The sequence below is a fragment of the Halomonas sp. 11-S5 genome (assembly GCF_029889825.1).
Taxonomy (GTDB): domain Bacteria; phylum Pseudomonadota; class Gammaproteobacteria; order Pseudomonadales; family Halomonadaceae; genus Halomonas.
This window is the reverse complement of record NZ_JARANW010000003.1, coordinates 220,788-241,212: the sequence shown is the minus strand read 5'-3', so window position 1 is coordinate 241,212 and position 20,425 is coordinate 220,788. Positions and strand designations below refer to the sequence as shown.

Annotated in this window: 17 protein-coding genes; 4 read left to right on the top strand and 13 right to left on the bottom strand. The window is 68.6% G+C overall.

Translation table 11 applies throughout. The annotated features are described in order from the left end of the window. Positions 1-27 precede the first annotated feature (27 nt). Complete coding sequence (locus OP497_RS04180; RefSeq protein WP_280546734.1) at positions 28-2,325, bottom strand: DNA internalization-related competence protein ComEC/Rec2; 2,298 nt, start codon at positions 2,323-2,325, stop codon at positions 28-30. Between the two features lie 131 nt (positions 2,326-2,456). On the opposite strand from OP497_RS04180, the gene OP497_RS04175 reads away from it, so the two are divergent. After that, entirely contained in the window at positions 2,457-2,999 is a 543-nt protein-coding gene (locus OP497_RS04175; protein WP_280546733.1) for a DUF2062 domain-containing protein, read from the top strand. Positions 3,000-3,026: 27 nt separating this feature from the next. Here OP497_RS04175 and OP497_RS04170 read toward each other — a convergent pair whose 3' ends face one another. Together OP497_RS04170 and OP497_RS04165 are read right to left on the bottom strand one after the other, a co-directional pair. Then, positions 3,027-3,749: an ATP-binding cassette domain-containing protein gene (locus OP497_RS04170; RefSeq protein WP_280546732.1), complete on the bottom strand. Its 723-nt coding sequence runs from the start codon at positions 3,747-3,749 to the stop codon at positions 3,027-3,029. Between the two features lie 7 nt (positions 3,750-3,756). Next, positions 3,757-4,998 carry a lipoprotein-releasing ABC transporter permease subunit gene (locus OP497_RS04165; protein WP_280546731.1) on the bottom strand — a complete coding sequence of 414 codons (1,242 nt, stop codon included), beginning with the start codon at positions 4,996-4,998 and terminating at the stop codon, positions 3,757-3,759. A gap of 152 nt (positions 4,999-5,150) precedes the next feature. On the opposite strand from OP497_RS04165, the gene OP497_RS04160 reads away from it, so the two are divergent. Beyond that, complete coding sequence (locus OP497_RS04160; RefSeq protein ID WP_280546730.1) at positions 5,151-6,194, top strand: agmatine deiminase family protein; 1,044 nt, start codon at positions 5,151-5,153, stop codon at positions 6,192-6,194. A gap of 145 nt (positions 6,195-6,339) precedes the next feature. Beyond that, positions 6,340-7,242, top strand: a complete 903-nt coding sequence (locus OP497_RS04155) for a carbon-nitrogen hydrolase (RefSeq protein ID WP_280546729.1) — start codon at positions 6,340-6,342, stop codon at positions 7,240-7,242. A 181-nt stretch (positions 7,243-7,423) separates the two neighbouring features. On the opposite strand, the gene OP497_RS04150 is transcribed toward OP497_RS04155, so the two are convergent. The 4 genes from OP497_RS04150 to OP497_RS04135 form a co-directional block, all read right to left on the bottom strand. Beyond that, positions 7,424-8,371, bottom strand: a complete 948-nt coding sequence (locus OP497_RS04150; protein ID WP_280546727.1) for a Nudix family hydrolase — start codon at positions 8,369-8,371, stop codon at positions 7,424-7,426. A gap of 87 nt (positions 8,372-8,458) precedes the next feature. Next, complete coding sequence (argJ, locus tag OP497_RS04145) at positions 8,459-9,688, bottom strand: bifunctional glutamate N-acetyltransferase/amino-acid acetyltransferase ArgJ (protein WP_280546726.1); 1,230 nt, start codon at positions 9,686-9,688, stop codon at positions 8,459-8,461. Between the two features lie 124 nt (positions 9,689-9,812). Further along, complete coding sequence (gene secA, locus OP497_RS04140; protein WP_280546724.1) at positions 9,813-12,542, bottom strand: preprotein translocase subunit SecA; 2,730 nt, start codon at positions 12,540-12,542, stop codon at positions 9,813-9,815. Positions 12,543-12,612: 70 nt separating this feature from the next. After that, complete coding sequence (locus OP497_RS04135) at positions 12,613-12,972, bottom strand: hypothetical protein (protein WP_280546722.1); 360 nt, start codon at positions 12,970-12,972, stop codon at positions 12,613-12,615. 142 nt (positions 12,973-13,114) lie between these two features. Here OP497_RS04135 and OP497_RS04130 point away from each other — a divergent pair, with 142 nt between their 5' ends. Further along, a complete protein-coding gene (locus OP497_RS04130; RefSeq protein ID WP_280546721.1) occupies positions 13,115-13,540 on the top strand; it encodes a DciA family protein in 426 nt (141 codons plus the stop codon). Positions 13,541-13,635: 95 nt separating this feature from the next. Here the strand turns inward: OP497_RS04130 and lpxC are convergent, their stop codons facing one another. From lpxC to murC, 6 genes are all read right to left on the bottom strand, one after another. Further along, on the bottom strand, positions 13,636-14,547 hold the full coding sequence (gene lpxC / locus OP497_RS04125) for a UDP-3-O-acyl-N-acetylglucosamine deacetylase (RefSeq protein ID WP_280546719.1): 912 nt from the start codon (positions 14,545-14,547) through the stop codon (positions 13,636-13,638). A 111-nt stretch (positions 14,548-14,658) separates the two neighbouring features. Further along, positions 14,659-15,837 (bottom strand): cell division protein FtsZ, encoded by a 1,179-nt coding sequence (gene ftsZ / locus OP497_RS04120; protein ID WP_280546718.1) that lies wholly within the window; start codon positions 15,835-15,837, stop codon positions 14,659-14,661. Positions 15,838-15,871: 34 nt separating this feature from the next. Beyond that, positions 15,872-17,161, bottom strand: a complete 1,290-nt coding sequence (ftsA, locus tag OP497_RS04115) for a cell division protein FtsA (RefSeq protein ID WP_280546717.1) — start codon at positions 17,159-17,161, stop codon at positions 15,872-15,874. Positions 17,162-17,355: 194 nt separating this feature from the next. After that, positions 17,356-18,081, bottom strand: a complete 726-nt coding sequence (locus OP497_RS04110; protein ID WP_280546716.1) for a cell division protein FtsQ/DivIB — start codon at positions 18,079-18,081, stop codon at positions 17,356-17,358. 3 nt (positions 18,082-18,084) lie between these two features. Next, positions 18,085-19,011, bottom strand: coding sequence for a D-alanine--D-alanine ligase (locus tag OP497_RS04105; protein WP_280546715.1), 927 nt, complete (start codon positions 19,009-19,011; stop codon positions 18,085-18,087). Then, positions 19,008-20,420 (bottom strand): UDP-N-acetylmuramate--L-alanine ligase, encoded by a 1,413-nt coding sequence (gene murC / locus OP497_RS04100; protein ID WP_280546768.1) that lies wholly within the window; start codon positions 20,418-20,420, stop codon positions 19,008-19,010. Before murC ends, OP497_RS04105 begins: the two co-directional genes overlap by 4 nt. Positions 20,421-20,425: the final 5 nt, after the last annotated feature.

Below are 20,425 nucleotides of genomic sequence, written 5' to 3'. Positions count from 1 at the left end.
GCAGATAACCGGCCCCGAGACCGGGAGTCAGTGAGGCGATTCTAACGCAAGGCAGCTCCCACCGACACCGCCCTGCCGCCAGGCGGCCGGCCGCTCGGTGCGGACATCGCGGCGGGCGTCCGCGCCGAGCCACAGGGTCACGGCACCGTCCCGGGCGGTGTTCCACAGGCAGCTGCCGACCTCACGAAAGCGGCGCACGACCGAGCCCGCCGGATGGCCGAAGGGGTTGTCGCGCGCCGCACTGAAGACCACATGGCGAGGCGCCAGGCGCCGCACCAGCAAGAGGCCGGAACTGGTGGCGCTGCCGTGGTGCCCCGCCACCAGCAGAGTCACCGTCGAGGGAAGCGCGGCGAGGAAGCGTCGCTCGGCATTGCGCCCCACATCGCCGGTGATCAGCACATGGTGCTCGCCGACGCTCGCCAGCAGCACGCAGGAGCGGTCGTTGGACGAGAGCTCGCCGGTCTCGGCCGGTGGCCAGAGAATCCGGAAAGTCACGCCGTCGCGTCGCCACTCGCGTCCGGCCGTGCAGGGCTCGGCCGCCACGTCGAGGACCTCGCCGGGCGGCGCCAGGAAGCGTGTCACCCGGTGCTGCTCGCGCAGGGCCGGCAGGCCGCCGGCATGATCCTGGTCGGCATGGCTGATGAGGACGTCGTCGAAGTGCTGCCCCGGCGGCCACAGTGAGCCGAGCGGCATGAAGCCGGAACCGAAGCGCGGCCCGGTGTCATAGAGGGCGCGATAGCCGGCGGTGCGCAGCTCGACCAGCTGGCCCTGGCCCACGTCGTGGACACGGACCCTCAGCAGCCCTTCGACGGGCACCGGGGACGAGGAGGAGAGGCCAAGCGGCACCAGCAGCAACAGGGCCGTGCCGACCAGCCGCAGGCGCGGGACCAGGCCGGGCAGCGCCCACAGCAGGGCGGCGAGGCCCAGGGCCAGCCCCAGCGGGACGACCCGCGACGGGGCCGGCCGCCACAGCGGCAGCCAGGTAGCGGCCAGGCTTAGCAGCGAGGCCAGCCCGTCGACCAGCAGGCCGAACAGGGCCCAGCACAGCGCCGAGAGCGGCGGCAGCCAGGCCGTCAGCCAGCCGAGCAGCCCCAGGGGCACCAGCAGGCTGCTGACCAGGGGGACGGCGACCAGGTTGACCAGCGGGGCCGCCGGGGCCAGGCGGTCGAAGGCCAGCAGCACCGCCGCCGCCATCAGTGGCGCCAGCAGCAGCTGGGTGCGGACCAGGGCCCGCAGCCAGCCGCCCACCCCTTGCGGGCGCGCCCTCCCCTGCCAGACCAGGATCAGCAACGCCACGGCGGCGAACGACAGCCACAGGCCGGGACGCCAGGCCGACAGCGGGTCGGCCAACAACACTAGCGCCAGAGCCAGCCACCAGGCCTGCCAGGGGCCGGGCGCATGGCGCCCGCTGGCCACCCACATCCCCACCAGGGTCATGATCATGGCGCGCAGTGCAGGAGGCTCCAGGCCGGCCAGGCCGGCATACCCCACCGCCGCGGCACCCGCCAGCCACCAGGGCCAGACCGCCAGGCGCCATGCCCCGGGAGTGACCAGCCGGGCCAGCCCCCGGGCCAACCACAGGGCGAAGGCGGCCACCAGCCCCACGTGCAACCCGGAGATCACCATCAGGTGGGTGGTGCCGGTGGCATTGAGCAGGTCCCAGTCGCGCGTCTCCAGCCGCTCGCTCGCCCCCAGGGTCAGGGCCGCCAACCAGCGACGATGGCGCGCCGCCAGCCCCTGCTCATCGAGGTGGGCCAGCGCCAGCCGGCGCAGCAAGAAGGGGGCGGTGGCCAGGCGGCGAGGGGCTGGCTCGCGGCGCACATAGCCGCTGGCCTGGATGCCCTCCCGCCACAGCCAGCCGCGATAGTCGAAGGTGCCGGGGTTGGCGAAGCCCGACGGTGGGCGCAGGCGCACCGTCAGCCGCCAGCGCTCGCCGGGCACCATGGCCGGGGCGTCGAAGAAGGAGAGCCGAACCCGCTCGAGGCCGCGGCAATCGGGCAACGTCTCGGCCAGGGGGTGGCACTCGGTAACCTCCAGCGTCAGCCGCGCCAGCCGCGCGTCGCTTTCCACCGAAACCAGCCGCCCCTCCAGCCTCAGGTCCTGTCGGGTCAGCCCGGGCGCGAGCTCGCCGCCGCGCACCATCAGTAGCTGGACCGCCACCAGGGCCACCACCACCAGTGCCATGGCGAGACGCACACGACGCCCGGCCAGCATGACCAACAGGCCGACCGCCAGGGCCTCGATGGCCCCCGGCGCGGCAAGATGGCCCCCCAGCACGCCGGCCAGCACGGCGAGTGCCAGGGGGATGGCCAGGCCCGGCTGCATGGCATCGTCCCTGAACGGAAAACATGGCGCCCCGCCCGCCCCGCCGCGACGTCACGTTGAGGGGGCAGCATGGCGAGGCACGCGACTTGTATGGATAATAGCTCGGGTTTGGAAGCCGCGAGCCCTCCTCAATGCCGCGCCGACTGCTGCAGCGCTACCTGCCCCACCCCGATGCCCTCAGGCGCCGACGCTCCCTGCGTTTCGTCAGCCACCTGATCGGCAACCCTTCGCTGTGGGTGCTGACGCGACGCAGCGTGGCCAATGCCTTCTCCGTGGGGCTGTTCAGCGCCCTGCTGCCGATCCCCTTCCAGATGCTGGTGGCCGCCTTCGGGGCCTGGCTGGTGCGCTGCAACCTGCCGCTCTCCATCGGCCTGGTGTGGATCACCAACCCCCTGACGATGCCGCTGATCTTCTACGGCAACTACCGCCTGGGGGCCTGGCTGCTGGACATGCCGGTACGCCAGGCGCCGGAACGACTCTCGACCCACTGGATCGCCGAACAACTGATGGACATCCTGCCGTCGCTGGCCCTGGGATCACTGGTCGCGGCCGTGGTGATTGCCGCGCTGGCCAACCTGGTGATCCGCCTGGTGTGGCGCTGGCAGGTCTCACGCAGCTGGAAGGCACGCGCACGTCGACGCCGGCGGCATCGGCCAGCCGCCCGAGAGAAATGAGGCCACCCCCTCATGAGGCGTGGAGGTTCAGTCGCCCGCTGTTTGCTCGACCAGGCGTCCGCCTTCGAGTCGAAGCACACGGTCCTGATGGGCGGCGAGCCCTGGATCGTGGGTGACGATCACGAAGGCACAGGCCGCGCTGCTCGCCAGCTCGTCCATCAGCGCCAGGATGCTCGCCGCCGTGGTCCGGTCCAGGTTGCCGGTAGGCTCATCCATCAGCACCAGGCTGGGGTCGGTGACCAGCGCCCGGGCAATGGCCACCCGCTGGCGCTCGCCTCCCGAGAGCTCGCCCGGCTTGTGGTCGGCCCGCTCGGCCATGCCGACCCGCGCCAGCAGCTGGCGGGCGCGCTCTTCGGCCACCCGCTTTCGCTGGCCGCGCACGATCAGCGGCAGGGCGGCATTCTCCAGGGCGGTGAACTCCGCCAGCAGGTGGTGGAACTGGTAGACGAAGCCGATCCGCCGGTTGCGGAAGCGCCCCAGGTCGGCGTCATTGAGCGCCAGCAGAGACTCGCCGGCGATACGCACCTCGCCGCGACTCGGGCGATCCAGGCCGCCCAGCAGGTTGAGCAGCGTCGTCTTGCCCGAGCCGGAGCTGCCCACCACGGCCACCCGCTCACCGGCCAGGACCTGCATCGCCAGGCCATCGAGCACGGTGAGGTCCCGCGGTCCCTCGCGATAGACCCGGGTCAGGTCGCGGCATTCGAGCATCACCTGTCCTGCACGGGAGGACGTGTCGGCGTCTGGGGTCATGGCCGTCTCATTCATAGCGCAGCACCTCGGCAGGCTGCACCCGGGCGGCGCGCCAGGCCGGGTACAGGGTGGAGAGGAAGGTCAGCACGAAGGCCGCGGACACGATGTTGCGCACATCGCTCCAGATCAGGCGCGACGGCAGGTTGCTGATGAAGTAGACCCCGGCATCGAGGAACTGGATACCGAAGGTGCTCTCCACCCAGCCGATGAGATCCGACACGGACAAGGCCAGCAGCACGCCCAGGGTCACGCCCACCAGGATGCCGATCACCCCGATCGCCAGTCCCTGGACGATGAAGATCCCCATGATCGAGCGTGGCGTGGCGCCGATGGTGCGCAGGATGGCGATGTCGGCCCGCTTGTCGGTCACCACCATCACCAGGGTGGAGACGATGTTGAAGGCCGCCACGGCGATGATCACCGTCAGCAGCAGCGCGATCATGCGCTTCTCCATCTGGATGGCCTGGAAGAGGTTGCCACGCGAGTAGGTCCAGTCGAACCCCCGGTAGCCGGATCCCAGCTCATCGATGATCGCCCGGGTCTCGCTGCCGGCGGCGAAGAGGTCGTCCAGCTCCAGGCGCAGGCCGCCGACTGCGTCGCCCAGCCGTGCCAGGGTCTGCATGTCGTCGATGTGGGCATAGGCCAGGGAGGCATCCAGGTCCGCCCCGACGTTGAAGATGCCGCTCACGATGAAGCGCTTGAGCCGCGGGAAGACGCCGGCCGGGGTGATCGAGGCCTCGGGCACCAACAACGTCACCCGGTCGCCCACGCCGACGCCCAGGCGACGCGCCAGGATCGAGCCGAGCACGATGTTCCACTCGCCGGGGGTGAGATCGTCCAGGCTTCCGTTGCGCATGTTGTCGTCGATGATCGACACCCGGCCTTCCCACTCGGGCTCGATGCCGATGACCATGGCGCCCTCGTTGCGCCCGCCCACCGAGAACATGCCCTGCTGCTCGACATAGGGGGCGGCGCCGATCACCCGCTCGCGTTCCATGAGGCGCTCGGCCAGCGGCTGCCAGTCGGTGAGCCCGCCCGGCGCCTCGATCTTGGAGTGCGGCACCATGCCCAGCACCCGGGTGCGCAGCTCTTGATCAAAGCCGTTCATCACCGAGAGCACCAGGATGAGCACCGCGACACCCAGCATGAGGCCCAGCATGGAGGTCAGCGAGATGAAGGAGATGAAGTGGTTGCGACGCTTGGCGCGCACGTAGCGCAACCCGATCAGGAAGGGGAGACGGTCGAACATGGGAACATTCCTTGTCGGCGGGGGGCCATGGTACGGTTTTTTGGCATCTGCTGCATCGCCGGCGGCGCCCGTTTGCGCGATCATTGCATCATTGCCGGCAGCGGCCTACATTGCGCCGGCACGCCCCGAGACGACCTGCACGAGACCCGCCCATGGCCCATCGCCTGCTCCCCGAATGGCATCCCCAGGATGCCGTGCAACTCACCTGGCCCTGTCCCGACAGCGACTGGGCCCCGCTGCTCGAACGCATCGAGGCGACGCTGGAGGCCATGGTGGTCGCCATCGCGCGCTACCAGGCCGTACTGGTCGCCGTGCCGGATGCCGCGACCCGCAGCCACCTGGCCCACCGCTTCGCCTGCCTCGGCGTCGAGGCCGCACGCCTGAAGCTGGTGGTCGCCCCTGCCGACGACACCTGGGCCCGTGATCATGGCCCCCTCGGCGTGGCGCGTGACGGCGAGACGCTGCTGCTCGACTACGTCTTCACCGGCTGGGGCGGAAAGTTCGAGGCCGCCCGCGACAATACCCTGACGCGCCGCCTGGCGGACGCCGGCACCTTCGCCTGCGCAGTGCAATCCCGCGACCTGGTGCTCGAAGGCGGCGCCATCGACACCGATGGCGAGGGCACCCTGCTGACCACCGAGGCCTGCCTGCTCAACCCCAACCGCAATCCCGGCCTCGACAGGACGACCCTCGAGGCACGCCTGATGGCGGAGCTCGGGATCGCGCGGGTGCTGTGGCTGGTCAACGGCCATCTGCAGGGCGACGATACCGACAGCCATGTGGATACCCTGGTGCGTTTCTGCGACCCGGCCACGCTGGCCTATGTCAGGTGCGACGATCCGGCCGACCCGCACTATCCGGCACTGGCCGCCATGGAGGCCGAGCTGCGCGCCCTGCGCCGGGCCGACGGCGAGCCCTACCGGCTGGTGCCCCTGCCCTGGCCGCGGGCTTGTCATGACCCGGTGGACGGCCACCGACTGCCGGCGACCTACGCCAACTTCCTGATCATCAATGGCGCCGTGCTGGTCCCGACCTATGGCGACGGTGCCGACAGCCGGGCGCTCGTCGCCCTGGGCGAGGCCTTTCCGGGCCGCGATATCATCCCCATCGACTGCCTGAGCGTGATCCGCCAGCACGGCAGCCTGCACTGCCTGACCATGCAGCTGCCCCAGGGCAGCCTGGCAGCATTCAACTGAGATCAAGAGGCGCCGGGGACAGTCCACAGAGGGGGTCCTACGCCAGGGATGGCGTCGGTAGCGCCCAGGGAAGGGTTTACAGCGCCCCCTCGAAGGACTGTTCCCGGATCAGTCTCGAGTTTCGAACATTCGAGGAGAACTCATCGTGTCCCGCACCCTGAAGGTGGGCCTGGTCCAGCAGCCCGCCTGGCCCGACAAGGCCAGGAGTCTCGCCGAGAGCGAGGCCGGCATCCGCGAGCTGGCCACCGCCGGCGCCCAGCTGGTGATGCTGCAGGAGCTGCATGCCACCCACTACTTCTGCCAGACCGAGGAGACCGAGGTCTTCGACCTGGCCGAGCCCCTCGACGGGCCGACCGGCACGCGGCTGGCGACCCTGGCGAAGGAACTCGACATCGTGCTGGTGGGGTCGCTGTTCGAACGCCGCGCGCCCGGCCTCTACCACAATACCGCCGTGGTCTACGACCGTGACCGCGGCCGGGTGGGCCAGTACCGCAAGATGCATATCCCCGACGACCCGGGCTTCTACGAGAAGTTCTACTTCACCCCCGGGGACCAGGACGACGGCCGCGGCCAGGGCTTCCAGCCGATCGACACCTCGCTCGGCCGCCTGGGCGTGCTGGTGTGCTGGGACCAGTGGTACCCGGAAGCGGCACGGCTGATGGCCCTGGCCGGCGCGGAGCTGCTGCTCTACCCCACCGCCATCGGCTGGCATCCGCCGGACGACACCCCGGAGAAGCGGCGACAGAAGGAGGCCTGGACCCTGATCCAGCGCAGCCACGGCGTGGCCAATGGCCTGCCGGTGATCGTCGCCAACCGGGTCGGCCACGAAGCGGACCCGTCCGCGGCGACGCCGGGCATCGACTTCTGGGGCGGCAGCTTCATCTGCGGTCCCCAGGGTGAGCTGCTCGCCCATGCCGGCCAGGAGGCGGAACGGATGCTGGTGACGCTGGACATGACGCGCAGCGAGGAGGTGCGGCGCATCTGGCCCTACCTCCGGGACCGCCGCATCGACGCCTATGGCGACCTGACGCGTCGCTACCGGGACTGACCGCGCTTCGCGCGAAGCCGTAAGCCGTAAGCCGTAAGCCGTAAGCCGTAAGCCGTAAGCCGTAAGCCGTAAGCCGTAAGCCGTAAGCCAGGCTGACCTGAGCCTGGAAAACACGCCACCCCCACAAGCCTAGGCCGATGGGGGTGTCTTACAGCTTAAAGCTTACAGCTCTAAGCTGGGGTTATTTCCAGAAATCGCGGATCGAGGCGATGCCCTGGGCCCCCACGGCCCGGGCATGATGCGCATCGAATCGCGTCATGCCGCCCAGTGCGAAGACCGGCATGCCGGCGTGCTCCACCAGCTGCTGGAAGTCATGCCAGCCAATCGGCGCCACATCCGGATGGGAGGGCGTGGTGCGCAGCGGCGAGAGGGTCACGAAGTCACAGCCGATGCGGCGTGCCTGCTCCAGCTGACGACGATTATGGGTCGAAGCGGAGAGCCACTTGCCCTCGGGCAACGCGCGCCGCTCCAGGCTCATCAGCCGGTCGCTGGTCAGGTGGATGCCATCGGCGGCCACGGCTTCCAGCAGCGAGGGCTCGCCATTGAGCACCAGGCGGGCGCCGCGCTCATGACACAGCGCCAGGGCCTGCTCAGCGCGCCTCAGGAAATCCACCTCATCCAGCGACTTGGCGCGCAGCTGGACCAGGCGCACCCCGTCCTCGTCGAGGGCACGGGCCAGTCGCTCCATGAACCGCTCCCCGTCGGCCTCCTCGCCGGTGATCAGGAACTCGGTGGGCAGCGTGACCGCCCGCAGGATCGGCAGGTTGGCCGCCGGGAAGGGGTAGTTCACCAGGTCGGTCATGGGTACCCAGCGCACCGCCTGCCCCTCGCGACCGAACGGCTCGCCGGCGAAGTCGTGCACCTGCCACACATCCAGCAGGATGTGCTTGTCGGAATATTCGTGGTGGATGCGAATCAGCGGTTGCGCCCGCCGGATCTCGACGCCGAGTTCCTCATGGAGCTCGCGTTTCAGTGCCTCCAGGCCGGTCTCGTAGGGTGCCAGCTTGCCGCCGGGAAACTCCCAGAGCCCTCCGTGATCAACATTGGAGGGTCGACGGGCGAGGAGCACCTCGCGGCCATCGGCGCTGATGATGGCAGCGGCCGCCACATGCACCCTTCTCTTCACCATTGTGTTCATTGACTCCGGTCCGCTGATCCACGCGTGCTCGCCGCCGCGCGGGATGATGGCTGTCTGACTGCCGAGCGTCTGCACCGCTCAGCTGCGATAGTCGGCATTGATGGTCACGTAGTCGTGGGACAGGTCCGAGGTCCACACCGTGGCGCTCTGCTCGCCGCGCCCCAGGGCGATGCGGATGACGATCTCCTCGCGGGCCATCACTGCACTGCCGGCCTCCTCGGTATACCCCGGGGCGCGTCCGCCATGCTCGACCAGGCGCACCTCGCCCAGGTCGAGGGTGACTCGGTCCACGTCGAACGCCTCGACGGGTGCGCGCCCCACCGCGGCCAGGATCCGGCCCCAGTTGGCGTCGCTGGCGTAGAGGGCCGTCTTGACCAGCGGCGAGTGGGCCACGGTGAAGGCCACGTCAAGCGCCTCGCGACGGCTGTGCGCCTCGTCGACCTGCAGGGTGACGAACTTGGTCGCCCCCTCACCATCGCGGATCACCGCCTGGGCCAGTTCGGTCATCACCCGCTGCAGGCCGTTGCGGAAGGCGCTCAAGGCCGCCTCGTCGGCCACCGTGGCGCCGCGACCGGTGCTGATCAGCAGGCAGGCATCGTTGGTCGAGGTATCGCTGTCGACGGTGATGCAATTGAAGGAGCGCTCCACCGCCTCTCGCAGCAGCTGGTCGAGCAGCGCCGGCTCCAGGGCCGCATCGGTGGCCACGAAGGCCAGCATGGTGGCCATGTCGGGACGGATCATCCCCGAGCCCTTGGCGATGCCATTGATGGTCACCATCTCGTTGCCCAGCGCCAGGGTCACGCTGGCGCCCTTGGCCCGGGTATCGGTGGTCAGGATGCCCTCGCCGGCCTCTCGCCAGGCGGCGGCGCCATCGTCGAGGGCCTGCAGGGCCGCGGGCAGGCCTGCCAGCAGGCGCTCCATGGGCAGCGGCTCACCGATCACCCCGGTGGAGAACGGCAGCACGCTCTGCTCGCCCACCCCGGCCAACCGTGCCAGCTCGGCACAGCTGGCACGGGCATCGCGCAGGCCCGTCTCGCCGGTACCGGCATTGGCATTGCCGGTGTTGATCACCAGGTAACGCGCCCCTTCCCCGCGAGCCGTGCAGGCGGCCAGGTGCTCACGGGCCACCGTCACCGGCGCCGCGCAGAAGGCGTTGCGAGTGAAGACCCCGGACACCCTGGCCCCCTCGGGGATCTCGATCACCACCAGATCACGGCGATCGGGCGTCTTGATCCCGGCCATGGCGGTGCCCAGCCGCAGCCCCTCGATCACCGGCATCGCCGGAAAACGCGTCTCGCCCACTGCCATGGTCGTCTCTCCTGCCTGGATTCCGCTTCGAGCTTCGAGCTTCGAGCTTCGAGCTTCGAGCTTCGAGCTTCGAGCAACATAGTACCCTCTGACTCGGGGTCCGTAGCCCTCAGCCCGTAGCCCGTTAGCTCAGCTTGCCGCAGCACTGCTTGTATTTCTTCCCCGACCCGCAGGGGCAGGGATCATTGCGGCCGACCTTGGGGCCCTCGCGGCGCAACGGGCGACCGTCGGCCCCCGGGGCAGTCGGGGCCTCGTCCTGCTCGCCGGGCGCCATCGACGGCGCGTCGTGACGGCTCGCCGCACTGGCCTTCTCGCGATCCAGCGCCTCACGGCGCTGGCGCTCCAGGGCCTCGACCTCCTCGGGACGGCGCACCTGGACATGGCTGAGGATGCGGGTCACGTCGGCCTTGATGTTGGTCAGCAGGTTCTGGAACAGCTCGAAGGCCTCGCGCTTGTACTCCTGCTTGGGGTTCTTCTGGGCATAGCCCCGCAGGTGGATCCCCCGACGCAAGTGATCCATGGACTGCAGGTGCTCCTTCCAGCGGGTGTCGAGCACCTGCAACATCACCTGCTTCTCGAAACGGCGCATCAGTGCCTCGCCGGCCTCCGCCACCTTGGCCTCGTAGGCCTCGCGGTGCATCACCTGCAGCCGTTCGCGCAGCTGCTCTTCGTGGAAGCGCTCGTCCTGCTCGGCCCAGTCGACCACCGATGCGTCGAGGTTGAACTCGCTCTTCAGGTGATCCTGGAGGCCGGCCAGGTCCCACTGCTCGGGCAGGCTCTGGGGCGGCACGAACTCGCTGATGGCGAGGTCCAGCACCTCCTCGCGGATGCCCATGACGCTGTCGGAGACGTCCTCGGCGGCCAGTATCTCGTTGCGCTGCTCGTAGATGACCCGACGCTGGTCGTTGGCCACGTCATCATACTCGAGCAGCTGCTTGCGGATGTCGAAGTTGCGGCCCTCGACCTTCTTCTGGGCGCGTTCCACGGCATTCGAGACCATCTTGTGCTCGATCGCCTCGCCGCGCTCCAGCCCCAGGGCCTTCATCATGCGCTGCACCCGATCGGAGCCGAACAGGCGCATCAGGTTGTCTTCCAGCGAGAGGAAGAAGCGCGTCGAGCCGGGATCCCCCTGGCGACCGGCGCGCCCGCGCAGCTGGTTGTCGATGCGCCGCGACTCGTGACGCTCGGAGCCGGTCACGTGCAGGCCGCCGGCCTCGAGCACCGCCTCGTGGCGGGCCTGCCACTCGGCCTTGAGCTGCTCGACCTGGGCCTCGGACGGGTTCTCCAGCTTGGCAGCCTCGGCCTCCCAGTTGCCGCCCAGCACGATGTCGGTGCCGCGGCCGGCCATGTTGGTGGCGATGGTGACGGCCCCGGGGCGACCGGCCTGGGCGATGATCTCCGCCTCGCTCTGGTGCTGCTTGGCGTTGAGCACGTTGAACTGCATGCCGGCACGTTTCATCAGGTCGGCCAGATACTCGCTGGTCTCGATGGACGCGGTCCCCACCAGCACCGGGCGTCCGGCCTCGGTCTGGGCCTTGACGTCCTCGATGATCGCCTCGAACTTCTCCTCGGCGGTGAGGTAGACCAGGTCGTTGAGGTCCTGGCGAATCAGCGGGCGATTGGTGGGAATCACCACCACGTCGAGGCCATAGATCTGGCGGAACTCGAAGGCCTCGGTGTCGGCGGTGCCGGTCATGCCGGAGAGCTTGTCGTAGAGGCGGAAGTAGTTCTGAAAGGTGGTCGAGGCCAGCGTCTGACTCTCGCGCTGCACCGGCACGTCCTCCTTCGCCTCCACCGCCTGGTGCAGGCCCTCGGACCAGCGGCGCCCCGGCATGCTGCGGCCGGTATGCTCGTCGACGATCACCACCTGGCCATCGTTGACGATGTAATCCACGTCACGGTGATAGAGATGGCGAGCGCGCAGCGCCGAGTGCATGTGCTGCAGCAGGCTGAGGTTCTGGGCCGCATAGAGGGACTCCTCCTCGCCCAGCAGCCCCTCGCCACGCATCAGATCCTCGATCTTGCGATGGCCGGCCTCGGTGACCTCCACCTGCTTCTGCTTCTCGTCGAGGATGAAATCGCCGCTCTCCGGGTCTTCCTCGTCGCTGCACGCCACGAGGTTCAGCGCCAGACGGTCGACGACGCGGTAGAGCTCGGTGTTCTCGTCCACCGCCCCGGAGATGATCAGCGGGGTCCGCGCCTCGTCGATCAGGATGGAGTCGACCTCGTCGACGATGGCGAAGTGCAGCTCGCGCTGCACCTTCTCCTCCAGTGAGAAGGCCATGTTGTCACGCAGATAGTCGAAGCCGAATTCGTTGTTGGTGCCGTAGGTGATGTCGCAGGCGTAGGCGTGGCGCTTCTCCTCCGACGTCTGCCCGGAGAAGATCACGCCCACCGAGAGGCCCAGGAATTCGTAGAGCGGACGCATCCACTCGGCATCGCGGCGCGCCAGGTAGTCGTTGACCGTGACCACGTGCACGCCCTTGCCCGGCAGGGCATTGAGGTAGACCGCCAGGGTCGCCACCAGCGTCTTGCCCTCGCCGGTCTTCATCTCGGCGATGCGTCCGCGGTGCAGGGTGATGCCGCCGACCATCTGCACATCGAAATGGCGCATCCCCATGACGCGCTTGCTGGCCTCGCGCACCGTGGCGAAGGCCTCCGGCAGCAGCGTATCGAGGGATTCATCGCCCTCCAGGCGCTCGCGCAGCGCCTCGGTGCGGGCCCGCAGGGCCGTCTCATCAAGGCCTTCCAGCTCGTTCTCCAGGCCGGTGACATCCGTCACCTGACGGCTCATGCGCTTGACGTCGCGGTCGTTCTTGGAGCCGACGACCTTGCGTAACAGGTTGTTGATCATGAAGGGTCCAGTGGCAGCGTGTGGCATCGCGTCGCGGACGGCAGGCCCGCGACCTCTCCGGGCGGTCTCGTCAGCAAAGGCCGGGAGGACCACGACGCGTCAGGACATCATGCGCGGCAACCGGGGGGCAGGGCGCGAGGGCGGAAAAGGCAACGCCCCTCGCCCCCACCCTCGGCCAGCGGGCGGCTCGCCGGACCCAGCGCACCAAGGCGCGACGACGGGCATGCAGGCGGGAGCGCACGCGCAGCAGCGCCGGCACCAGGATGCTGATCTGGGCGGCACGCTCGACGGGGCGCAGGGACTCGACCTGGGCCAGGCTGGCCGGCAGCAGGCATCCCACCAGCAACCCGGCCAGCCACCAGCGAGTCGTGCGGCGCCGGTGCCGGCTCCCGTGAGAGCCGGCGCCGTTGTCGGTGATGGCGGCTGGCATGCTGTCGACGGCCTCCCGTGCGTGCTAGGCTCTGGATGTTCAACGGCCGCCCTAGATTGGCGGCCGACGCGTAACGTCAGGGGCGCGGCCCCCGAGAACCAAGCTGATGAGTATAAAGGTTAAGCGGTTCAGAGCACAGCCCATGTCCCGGCTGCTGGAAGGTCGCGGCGAGCTGGGATCGCTGATGCGCATGGCCACCCTGATCGAGCGCGCCCAGCGTCACCTGCGCGACCACCTGCCCGAGGAGATGCGCGAGCACCTCTTCGTCGGCGGCTATCACCAGGGGCGGCTGGCCCTGATCACCGACCGCGCCGTCTGGCTGACCCGGCTGCGCTATGAGCAGCCTCGCCTGCTCCAGCTACTGCACCAGCTGCCCGGCTTCGAGGCAGTGACTGGCTTCACCCTCAAGGTCCGCCCGGTGCGACCGGCCCGCCCTCCCCTGCGCCAGGTTCGCCACCTGCCGGAAAAGGCCGCCGACGAGATCTCCAGCTGTGCCGAAGATGTCGACGACCCGGGGCTCAAGAGCGCCCTGGAGCGGCTGGCGGCCCACGCCGAACGTCAGCCGTAAGCTGGAACGCCACATAAAACGAACCGCCTCCATGGCAAGTGCCTGGAGGCGGTTTTCTTCCAGCTTCAAGCTTACGGCTCCGGACGCAGTCCGGGTCAGGCCATGGCCGGCGCGGAGTAGGAGATCGGCGCCGTCTCGGACTCGCCCTCGAAGGTGACGAGCTCCCAGGCATCCGGCTGGGCCAGCAAGGCACGGCACAGCTGGTTGTTCAGCGCATGGCCCGACTTCACACCGCGGAATTCGCCGATCAGGCTATGGCCGAGCTGGTAGAGGTCGCCGATGGCATCGAGCACCTTGTGCTTGACGAACTCGTCGTCATAGCGCAACCCGCCTTCGTTGACGATGCGGTAGTCGTCAACCACGATGGCGTTATCGAGGCTGCCACCCAGCGCCAGGTTGTTCGCGCGCAGATACTCCAGGTCCCGCATGAAGCCGAAGGTCCGGGCCCGCGACACCTCCTTGACGAAGGAGGTGGTGGAGAAGTCCACCATGGCGGTCTGGGACTGGTCCTCGAAGACTGGATGGTCGAAGTCGATGGCGAAGGAGACCTTGAAGCCCTGATGGGGCAGGAAGATCGCCTCCTTGTCGTCCTCGCGCACCACGATCTCGCGCTTGATGCGGATGAACTTCTTGGGGGCGGCCTGCTCGGCGATGCCCGCCGACTGGATCAGGAACACGAAGGGTCCCGCACTGCCATCCATGATCGGCACCTCGGGCGCACTCACGTCGACGTAGGCGTTGTCGATACCCAGTCCGGCGAAGGCCGACATCAGGTGCTCGACGGTGGCGACCTTGGCCCCGCCCGCGGAGAGCGCGGTGCACAGCGTCGTGTCGGTGACATGTTCGGCGCGCGCCGGGATCTGTACCTCGGGCTCCAGGTCGGTACGCACAAAGACGATACCGGTATCCACCGGTGCCGGCCGAAGGGTCAGGTAGACCTTCTTGCCGGAGTGCAGGCCGACGCCAGTGGCGCGGATGACGTTCTTCAAGGTACGTTGTCTGATCATGGTCGGTCGCCAGGCAGTCATTGGTTATCAAACACCGTTCACTATAACACCGAACGGACGTTTCAACAAAGAAAGCTCACCCGGCGTCCTCTATCCCCGTGATAGCGCGGATCAATCGGCCTGGCGCCGCAGGAAGGCCGGAATGTCCAGGTAGTCGTCGAGCTCCTGGGACTTGCGCTTCTCCGGCTGCGGCTGCGGCCGCGGCGCCTCCGGGGCCTCGGTCCTAGACGCCGCGGCCTGGCCGCGACTGGCCGCCGCCTGCGGACGTTGGCGATAGCTGCCGGCCTCGACACGACGGGCGGTCTCGCGAGAGGCGGGCTTCTGCGCCTTGTTGCCTTCGAGCCCCGCAGCGACCACGGTGACGCGCAACTCGTCGGTCATGTCCATGTCGATGGAGGTGCCGACCACGATGGTGGCGTCCTGGGAGGCGAACTCCTGGACGGTGGCACCCACATCATTGAACTCGCCGATGGAGAGGTCCGGGCCGGCGGTGATGTTGACCAGGATGCCGCGGGCACCGTGCAGGTCGATGTCCTCGAGCAGCGGGCTGCGGATGGCCTTCTCGGCGGCCTCGCGGGCACGGTTCTCGCCGGTGGCCCCGCCGGTGCCCATCATCGCCATGCCCATCTCGGACATCACGGTGCGCACGTCGGCGAAGTCGACGTTGATGATGCCGGGGCTGGTGATCAGCTCGGCGATGCCCTGCACGGCGCCCAGCAGCACGTCGTTGGCCGCACTGAAGGCAGTGAGCAGGGTCGCGCTCTTGCCCAGCACCGAGAGCAGCTTCTCGTTGGGGATGGTGATCAGCGAGTCGACGTGCTCGGAGAGCTCCTTCATGCCCTCCTCGGCGGCACGCATGCGCTTGGGGCCCTCGAAGGGGAAGGGACGGGTTACCACCGCCACGGTGAGGATACCCAGCTCCTTGGCCACCTGGGCAACCACGGGCGCGCCCCCGGTCCCGGTGCCGCCGCCCATGCCGGCGGTGATGAAGACCATGTCGGCTCCGCTCAGCAGTTCCGCGATACGCTCGCGGTCCTCCATGGCGGCCTGGCGGCCGACATCGGGGCTGGCGCCGGCCCCGAGACCCTTGGTGATCTCGCTGCCGAGCTGGAGCACGGTCTTGGCGGCGACCCGCTTGAGGGCCTGGGCATCGGTATTGGCGCAGATGAACTCGACGCCCTCGATGTTGCTCTCGACCATGTGGTTGACGGCATTGCCGCCACCACCCCCGACACCGATGACCTTGATGACCGCACTGCTTGAGGGTGCGCTATCTACCAGTTCGAACATAAGTCCCGTCTCCTGGACCGCGACCGCGGCCCTGTCAGAAATTGCCTTTGAACCAGCCCTTGATCCTTGCCAGCGCCGGAATCCCTTCCCCTGCGTCACGCCGGGTAATGTCGTCACGCCTCGGTTGCGCCGGAATGATACCCCCAGGCCCCTGACGGCCATGCCCTTGACGGGTTTCCCGTAGAGCGTAATGCAGCAGACCGACACCCGTCGAATAAATCGGATTGCGTACCACGTCGGCCAGCCCGCGCACGTTCTGCGGGCAAGCGATGCGGACCGGCATGTGGAAGATCTCCTCGGCCAGCTCGACCACCCCCTCCATGCGCGAGGTGCCACCAGTGAGCACCACGCCGGCGGCCACGAGATCCTCGTAGCCGCTGCGACGCAGTTCGTCACGCACCAGGGTGAAGAGCTCCTCGTAGCGCGGCTCGACCACTTCGGCCAGCGACTGGCGGGAGAGGTCCCGGGCCGGCCGGTCGCCCACGCTGGGCACCTTGATCATCTCATCGCTGGAGGCCAGCTGGGTCAGGGCGCAGGCGTACTTGACCTTGATCTCCTCGGCATGCTGCGTGGGCGTGCGCAGCGCCATGGCGATGTCGTTGGTGACCTGATCGCCGGCGATGGGAATTACCGAAGTATGGCGGATGGCACCCTCGGTAAAGACCGCGATATCAGTGGTGCCGCCGCCGATGTCCACCATGCAGACGCCGAGCTCGCGCTCGTCCTCGGTGAGGACGGCATGGCTAGAGGCCAGCTGCTCGAGGATGATCGAATCCACTTCGAGTCCACAGCGACGCACGCACTTCTCGATGTTCTGGACGGCATTGAGGGCGGCGGTGACCAGGTGAACCCGTGCCTCGAGGCGCACCCCGGACATACCCAGCGGTTCACGGATACCACCCTGGGTATCGATGGCGAATTCCTGGGGGAGGACATGCAGCACGCGCTGGCCTTCCGAGATGGCCCGGGCCCGGGCGGAGTCGATGACGCGGTCGATGTCGGAGGAGGCGACCTCGCGCTCCTTGATGGCTACCACGCCGTCGGAATTCATCGAGCTGATATGGCTGCCGGCGATGCCCACATAGACCGAATGGATCTCACAACCGGCCATCAACTCGGCCTCCTCCACGGCACGCTGGATGGACTGCACCGTGGACTCGATGTTGATCACCACGCCCTTCTTCATGCCGCGTGACGGGTGTGAGCCGATACCGGCGATTTCGATCCCGCCATCGTCGGTGGGCTGCCCCACGATCGCCACGACCTTGGATGTTCCGATATCCAGCCCGACTACCATATTGGACGCATTGGATGGACCTGCCATGAGTCGGGAAGTCTCCTCGAACCTGACCCCGAAGGGGAAGATTAATCCTGAAAAGTCGGCCTGGGCCAATTATAGGAACAACTTTCGTTGTTCCACCAGCCCGATTGCCGAAACACCCGTCACGATACGGCGAATTTGTCACGAAAGAAACACCCGAAATGCCGCCGGGGCAACCGAATTGTCGCCTGAAGCCTTCAGCTCTCCGCCGATGACTCGTCCTCCACCGGCTCGGTCTGTCCGTGCCAGGCCACGGCGACGCCGTTGGGATATCGCAGGTCGATGTAGCGGATATGCGATGCCAGAGGACCCAGCTCGCGCTGCCAGGCGGCGGCCAGGCGTCCCAGGCGGGCGGGGCGATCGTTGCGACCGAGCATCACCCAGACGCCGCTATCGAGCTGGAAGCGCCAGGCCCCGCGGGGCTCCAGCCGCAGCTGGCGCACCTCGATTCCCTGGGTGGCGAACTGCGCGGCGAGCCGGGCATGGTAGCCCAGCACCTCGGCCCCGCTGCCGGGCGGGCCGGCCAGGTCCGGGAGGTCGGCGGGCGGCGCCAGCGGACCGAAGGCGAAAGGGTCGCCCTCGGGGTTGAGCAGACGCGCGTCGTTCCAGCGCGCCACCGGCACCTGCTCGACCAGGTCAAATGTCAGTGCATCGGGCCACTCGCGGCTGACACGCACTTCAGCCAGCCAGCCGATCTCCCGGGCCTTCTGACGCAGCGTGGACAGATCGACGGCGAGCCAGGTCTGCCCCTGGATCAGTGGCGCCAGCTGGCTGCGCAGGTAGTCGGCACTGACGTGGTGAAGCTCGCCCCCCACCGAGACACGCTCGATGGGCCGGTCGAGCCAGACCCACAGCGCCCGCCCCCCGGCACCCAGCAGCAGGGCGAGCAGGAGCACGCCGACGAAGCTTCCACGCGCTGCCATGGGCTAGTACCGCTCCCCGGCCGTGGCGAGGATGCGCCGCACCAGGGCATCGAAGTCGATGCCGGCATGGGCCGCCGACTGGGGCACCAGGCTGTGGTCGGTCATCCCCGGCACGGTATTGACCTCGATCAGCCAGAAGCGCCCTTCGGCGTCGCGCATCACGTCGACTCGCCCCCATCCCTCGGCGCCGATGGCCTCGAAGGCCGCCTGACTGAGTGCGGCGAGCTCGGCCTCCTCGTCGGCGGAGAGACCGCACGGCAGATGGTAGCGCGTCTCGTTGGAGAAATACTTGGCTTCATAGTCGTAGAAGCCGCTGGGCACCTCGACGCGGATCGCCGGCAAGACATCGCCCGCGAGCAGCGACACCGTATATTCCTCCCCCTCGACGAAACGCTCGGCCATCACCCGCGCATCGAAGCGGGCGGCATCGCGGTAGGCCGCCTCCAGCGCATCGCGGCTTTCGACGATGCTGATGCCCAGGGTCGAGCCCTCATGGACCGGCTTGACGATCAGCGGCAGACCGAGGCGCTCGACCACCGCCGCCCAGTCGGCCTCGGGGCCGAGCATCACGCTCTCCGGGGTCGGCAGGCCCAGCGCCTGCCAGATCAGCTTGGTGCGCTGCTTGTCCATGCCCAGCGCCGAGGCGAGCACACCGCTGCCGGTGTAGGGGATGCCCAGCAGTTCCAGTGCCCCCTGCAGGGTGCCGTCCTCGCCACCTCGGCCGTGCAGGGCAATGAACACCCGATCGGGAGCCAGGGCTTCCAGCCCCACCAGTCCGCCCTCGGCGGGATCGTAGCCGATGGCCGCCACCCCCGACCGCGTCAGGGCCGCGAGCACGGCGGTACCGCTCTTCAGCGACACCTCGCGCTCGGCGGACTGCCCGCCGAAGAGCACCACCACCCGGTCCTGGCCGGTCATGTCCGCCGTCATAGCGCCACCTCGTCGAGTGCCAGGGCGGCATCGGCCAGCTGCTGGGCGATGCCGCCCACGTCACCGGCCCCCTGGGTGATCAGGATATCGCCGGGGCGCAGCACCCGGGCGAGCAGCCCCGGCAGCTCGCTCTTGTCCTGGACAAAGATCGGGTCGACCGCCCCGCGCTGGCGTATCGAGCCCGCCAGGGTGCGCCCGTCGGCCCCGGGAATCGGCGCCTCCCCGGCGCTGTAGACGTCGAGCAACAGCAGGGTGTCGACCCCGGCCAGCACCCGCACGAAGTCCTCGTAGAGGTCGCGGGTGCGCGAATAGCGGTGCGGCTGGTAGACCATCACCAGGCGCCGCGCGGGCCAGCCGGCCCGCACCGCGTCGATCACCATAGCCACCTCGCGGGGATGGTGGCCGTAGTCGTCCACCAGCATCACCTCGCCCCCGCCCTGGGGGGCCGGGTAGTGGCCATGCACCTGGAAGCGTCGCCCCACCCCCTCGAAGCTCGCCAGGCCCCGCAGGATAGCGGCGTCGTCGACCCCCGCGTCGCTGGCCACGGCGATCGCCGCCAGGGCATTGAGCGCATTGTGGCGACCCGGCATGGCCAGGCGCACCTCGAGCGGCGCCAGCCCCTCGGGACGCGCCGCGGTGAAGTGCACCTCGCAGGCCTGCTGGACGAAGCCCTCGATGCGGTAGTCGGCATCCTCGCTGAAGCCGTAGGTGACGAACTGGCGGCTGACGCGGTCGAGCAGGCCACGCACGTGCGCATCGTCGATGCACAGGATCGCCAGGCCGTAGAACGGCAGGTTATGCAGGAACTCGATGAAGGTGCCCTTGAGCCGTTCGAAGTCGCCGCCGTAGGTGGCCATGTGGTCGGCATCGATATTGGTGACGATGGCCACCATGGGCTGCAGGTGCAGGAAGGAGGCATCCGACTCGTCGGCCTCCGCCACCAGGACGTCGCCCTCCCCCAGCCGCGCATTGGTGCCGGCACTGGTCAGCCGCCCGCCGATCACGAAGGTGGGATCCAGCCCACCCTCGCCCAGCAGGGTCGCGGTGAGGCTGGTGGTGGTGGTCTTGCCGTGGGTGCCGGCCACGGCGATGCCGTGGCGGAAGCGCATCAGTTCGGCGAGCATCTCGGCCCGGCGCACCACCGGCACGCGATGCTCGTGGGCCCAGCGGATTTCGGGGTTGGCCTCGTCCACCGCGGTGGAGACTACCACCACATCGGCGTACGCGGCATGCTCGGCGGCATGGCCGATGGCCACGCGGATGCCGCACTGGCGCAGGCGGGCTACCACCGGGGAGGCCTTCAGGTCGCTGCCGCTGACCGTATAGCCCTGGTTGGCCAGCACCTCGGCGATGCCGCACATGCCGGCACCGCCGATACCGACGAAATGGATGCGCCGGATTCGACGCATGCCCA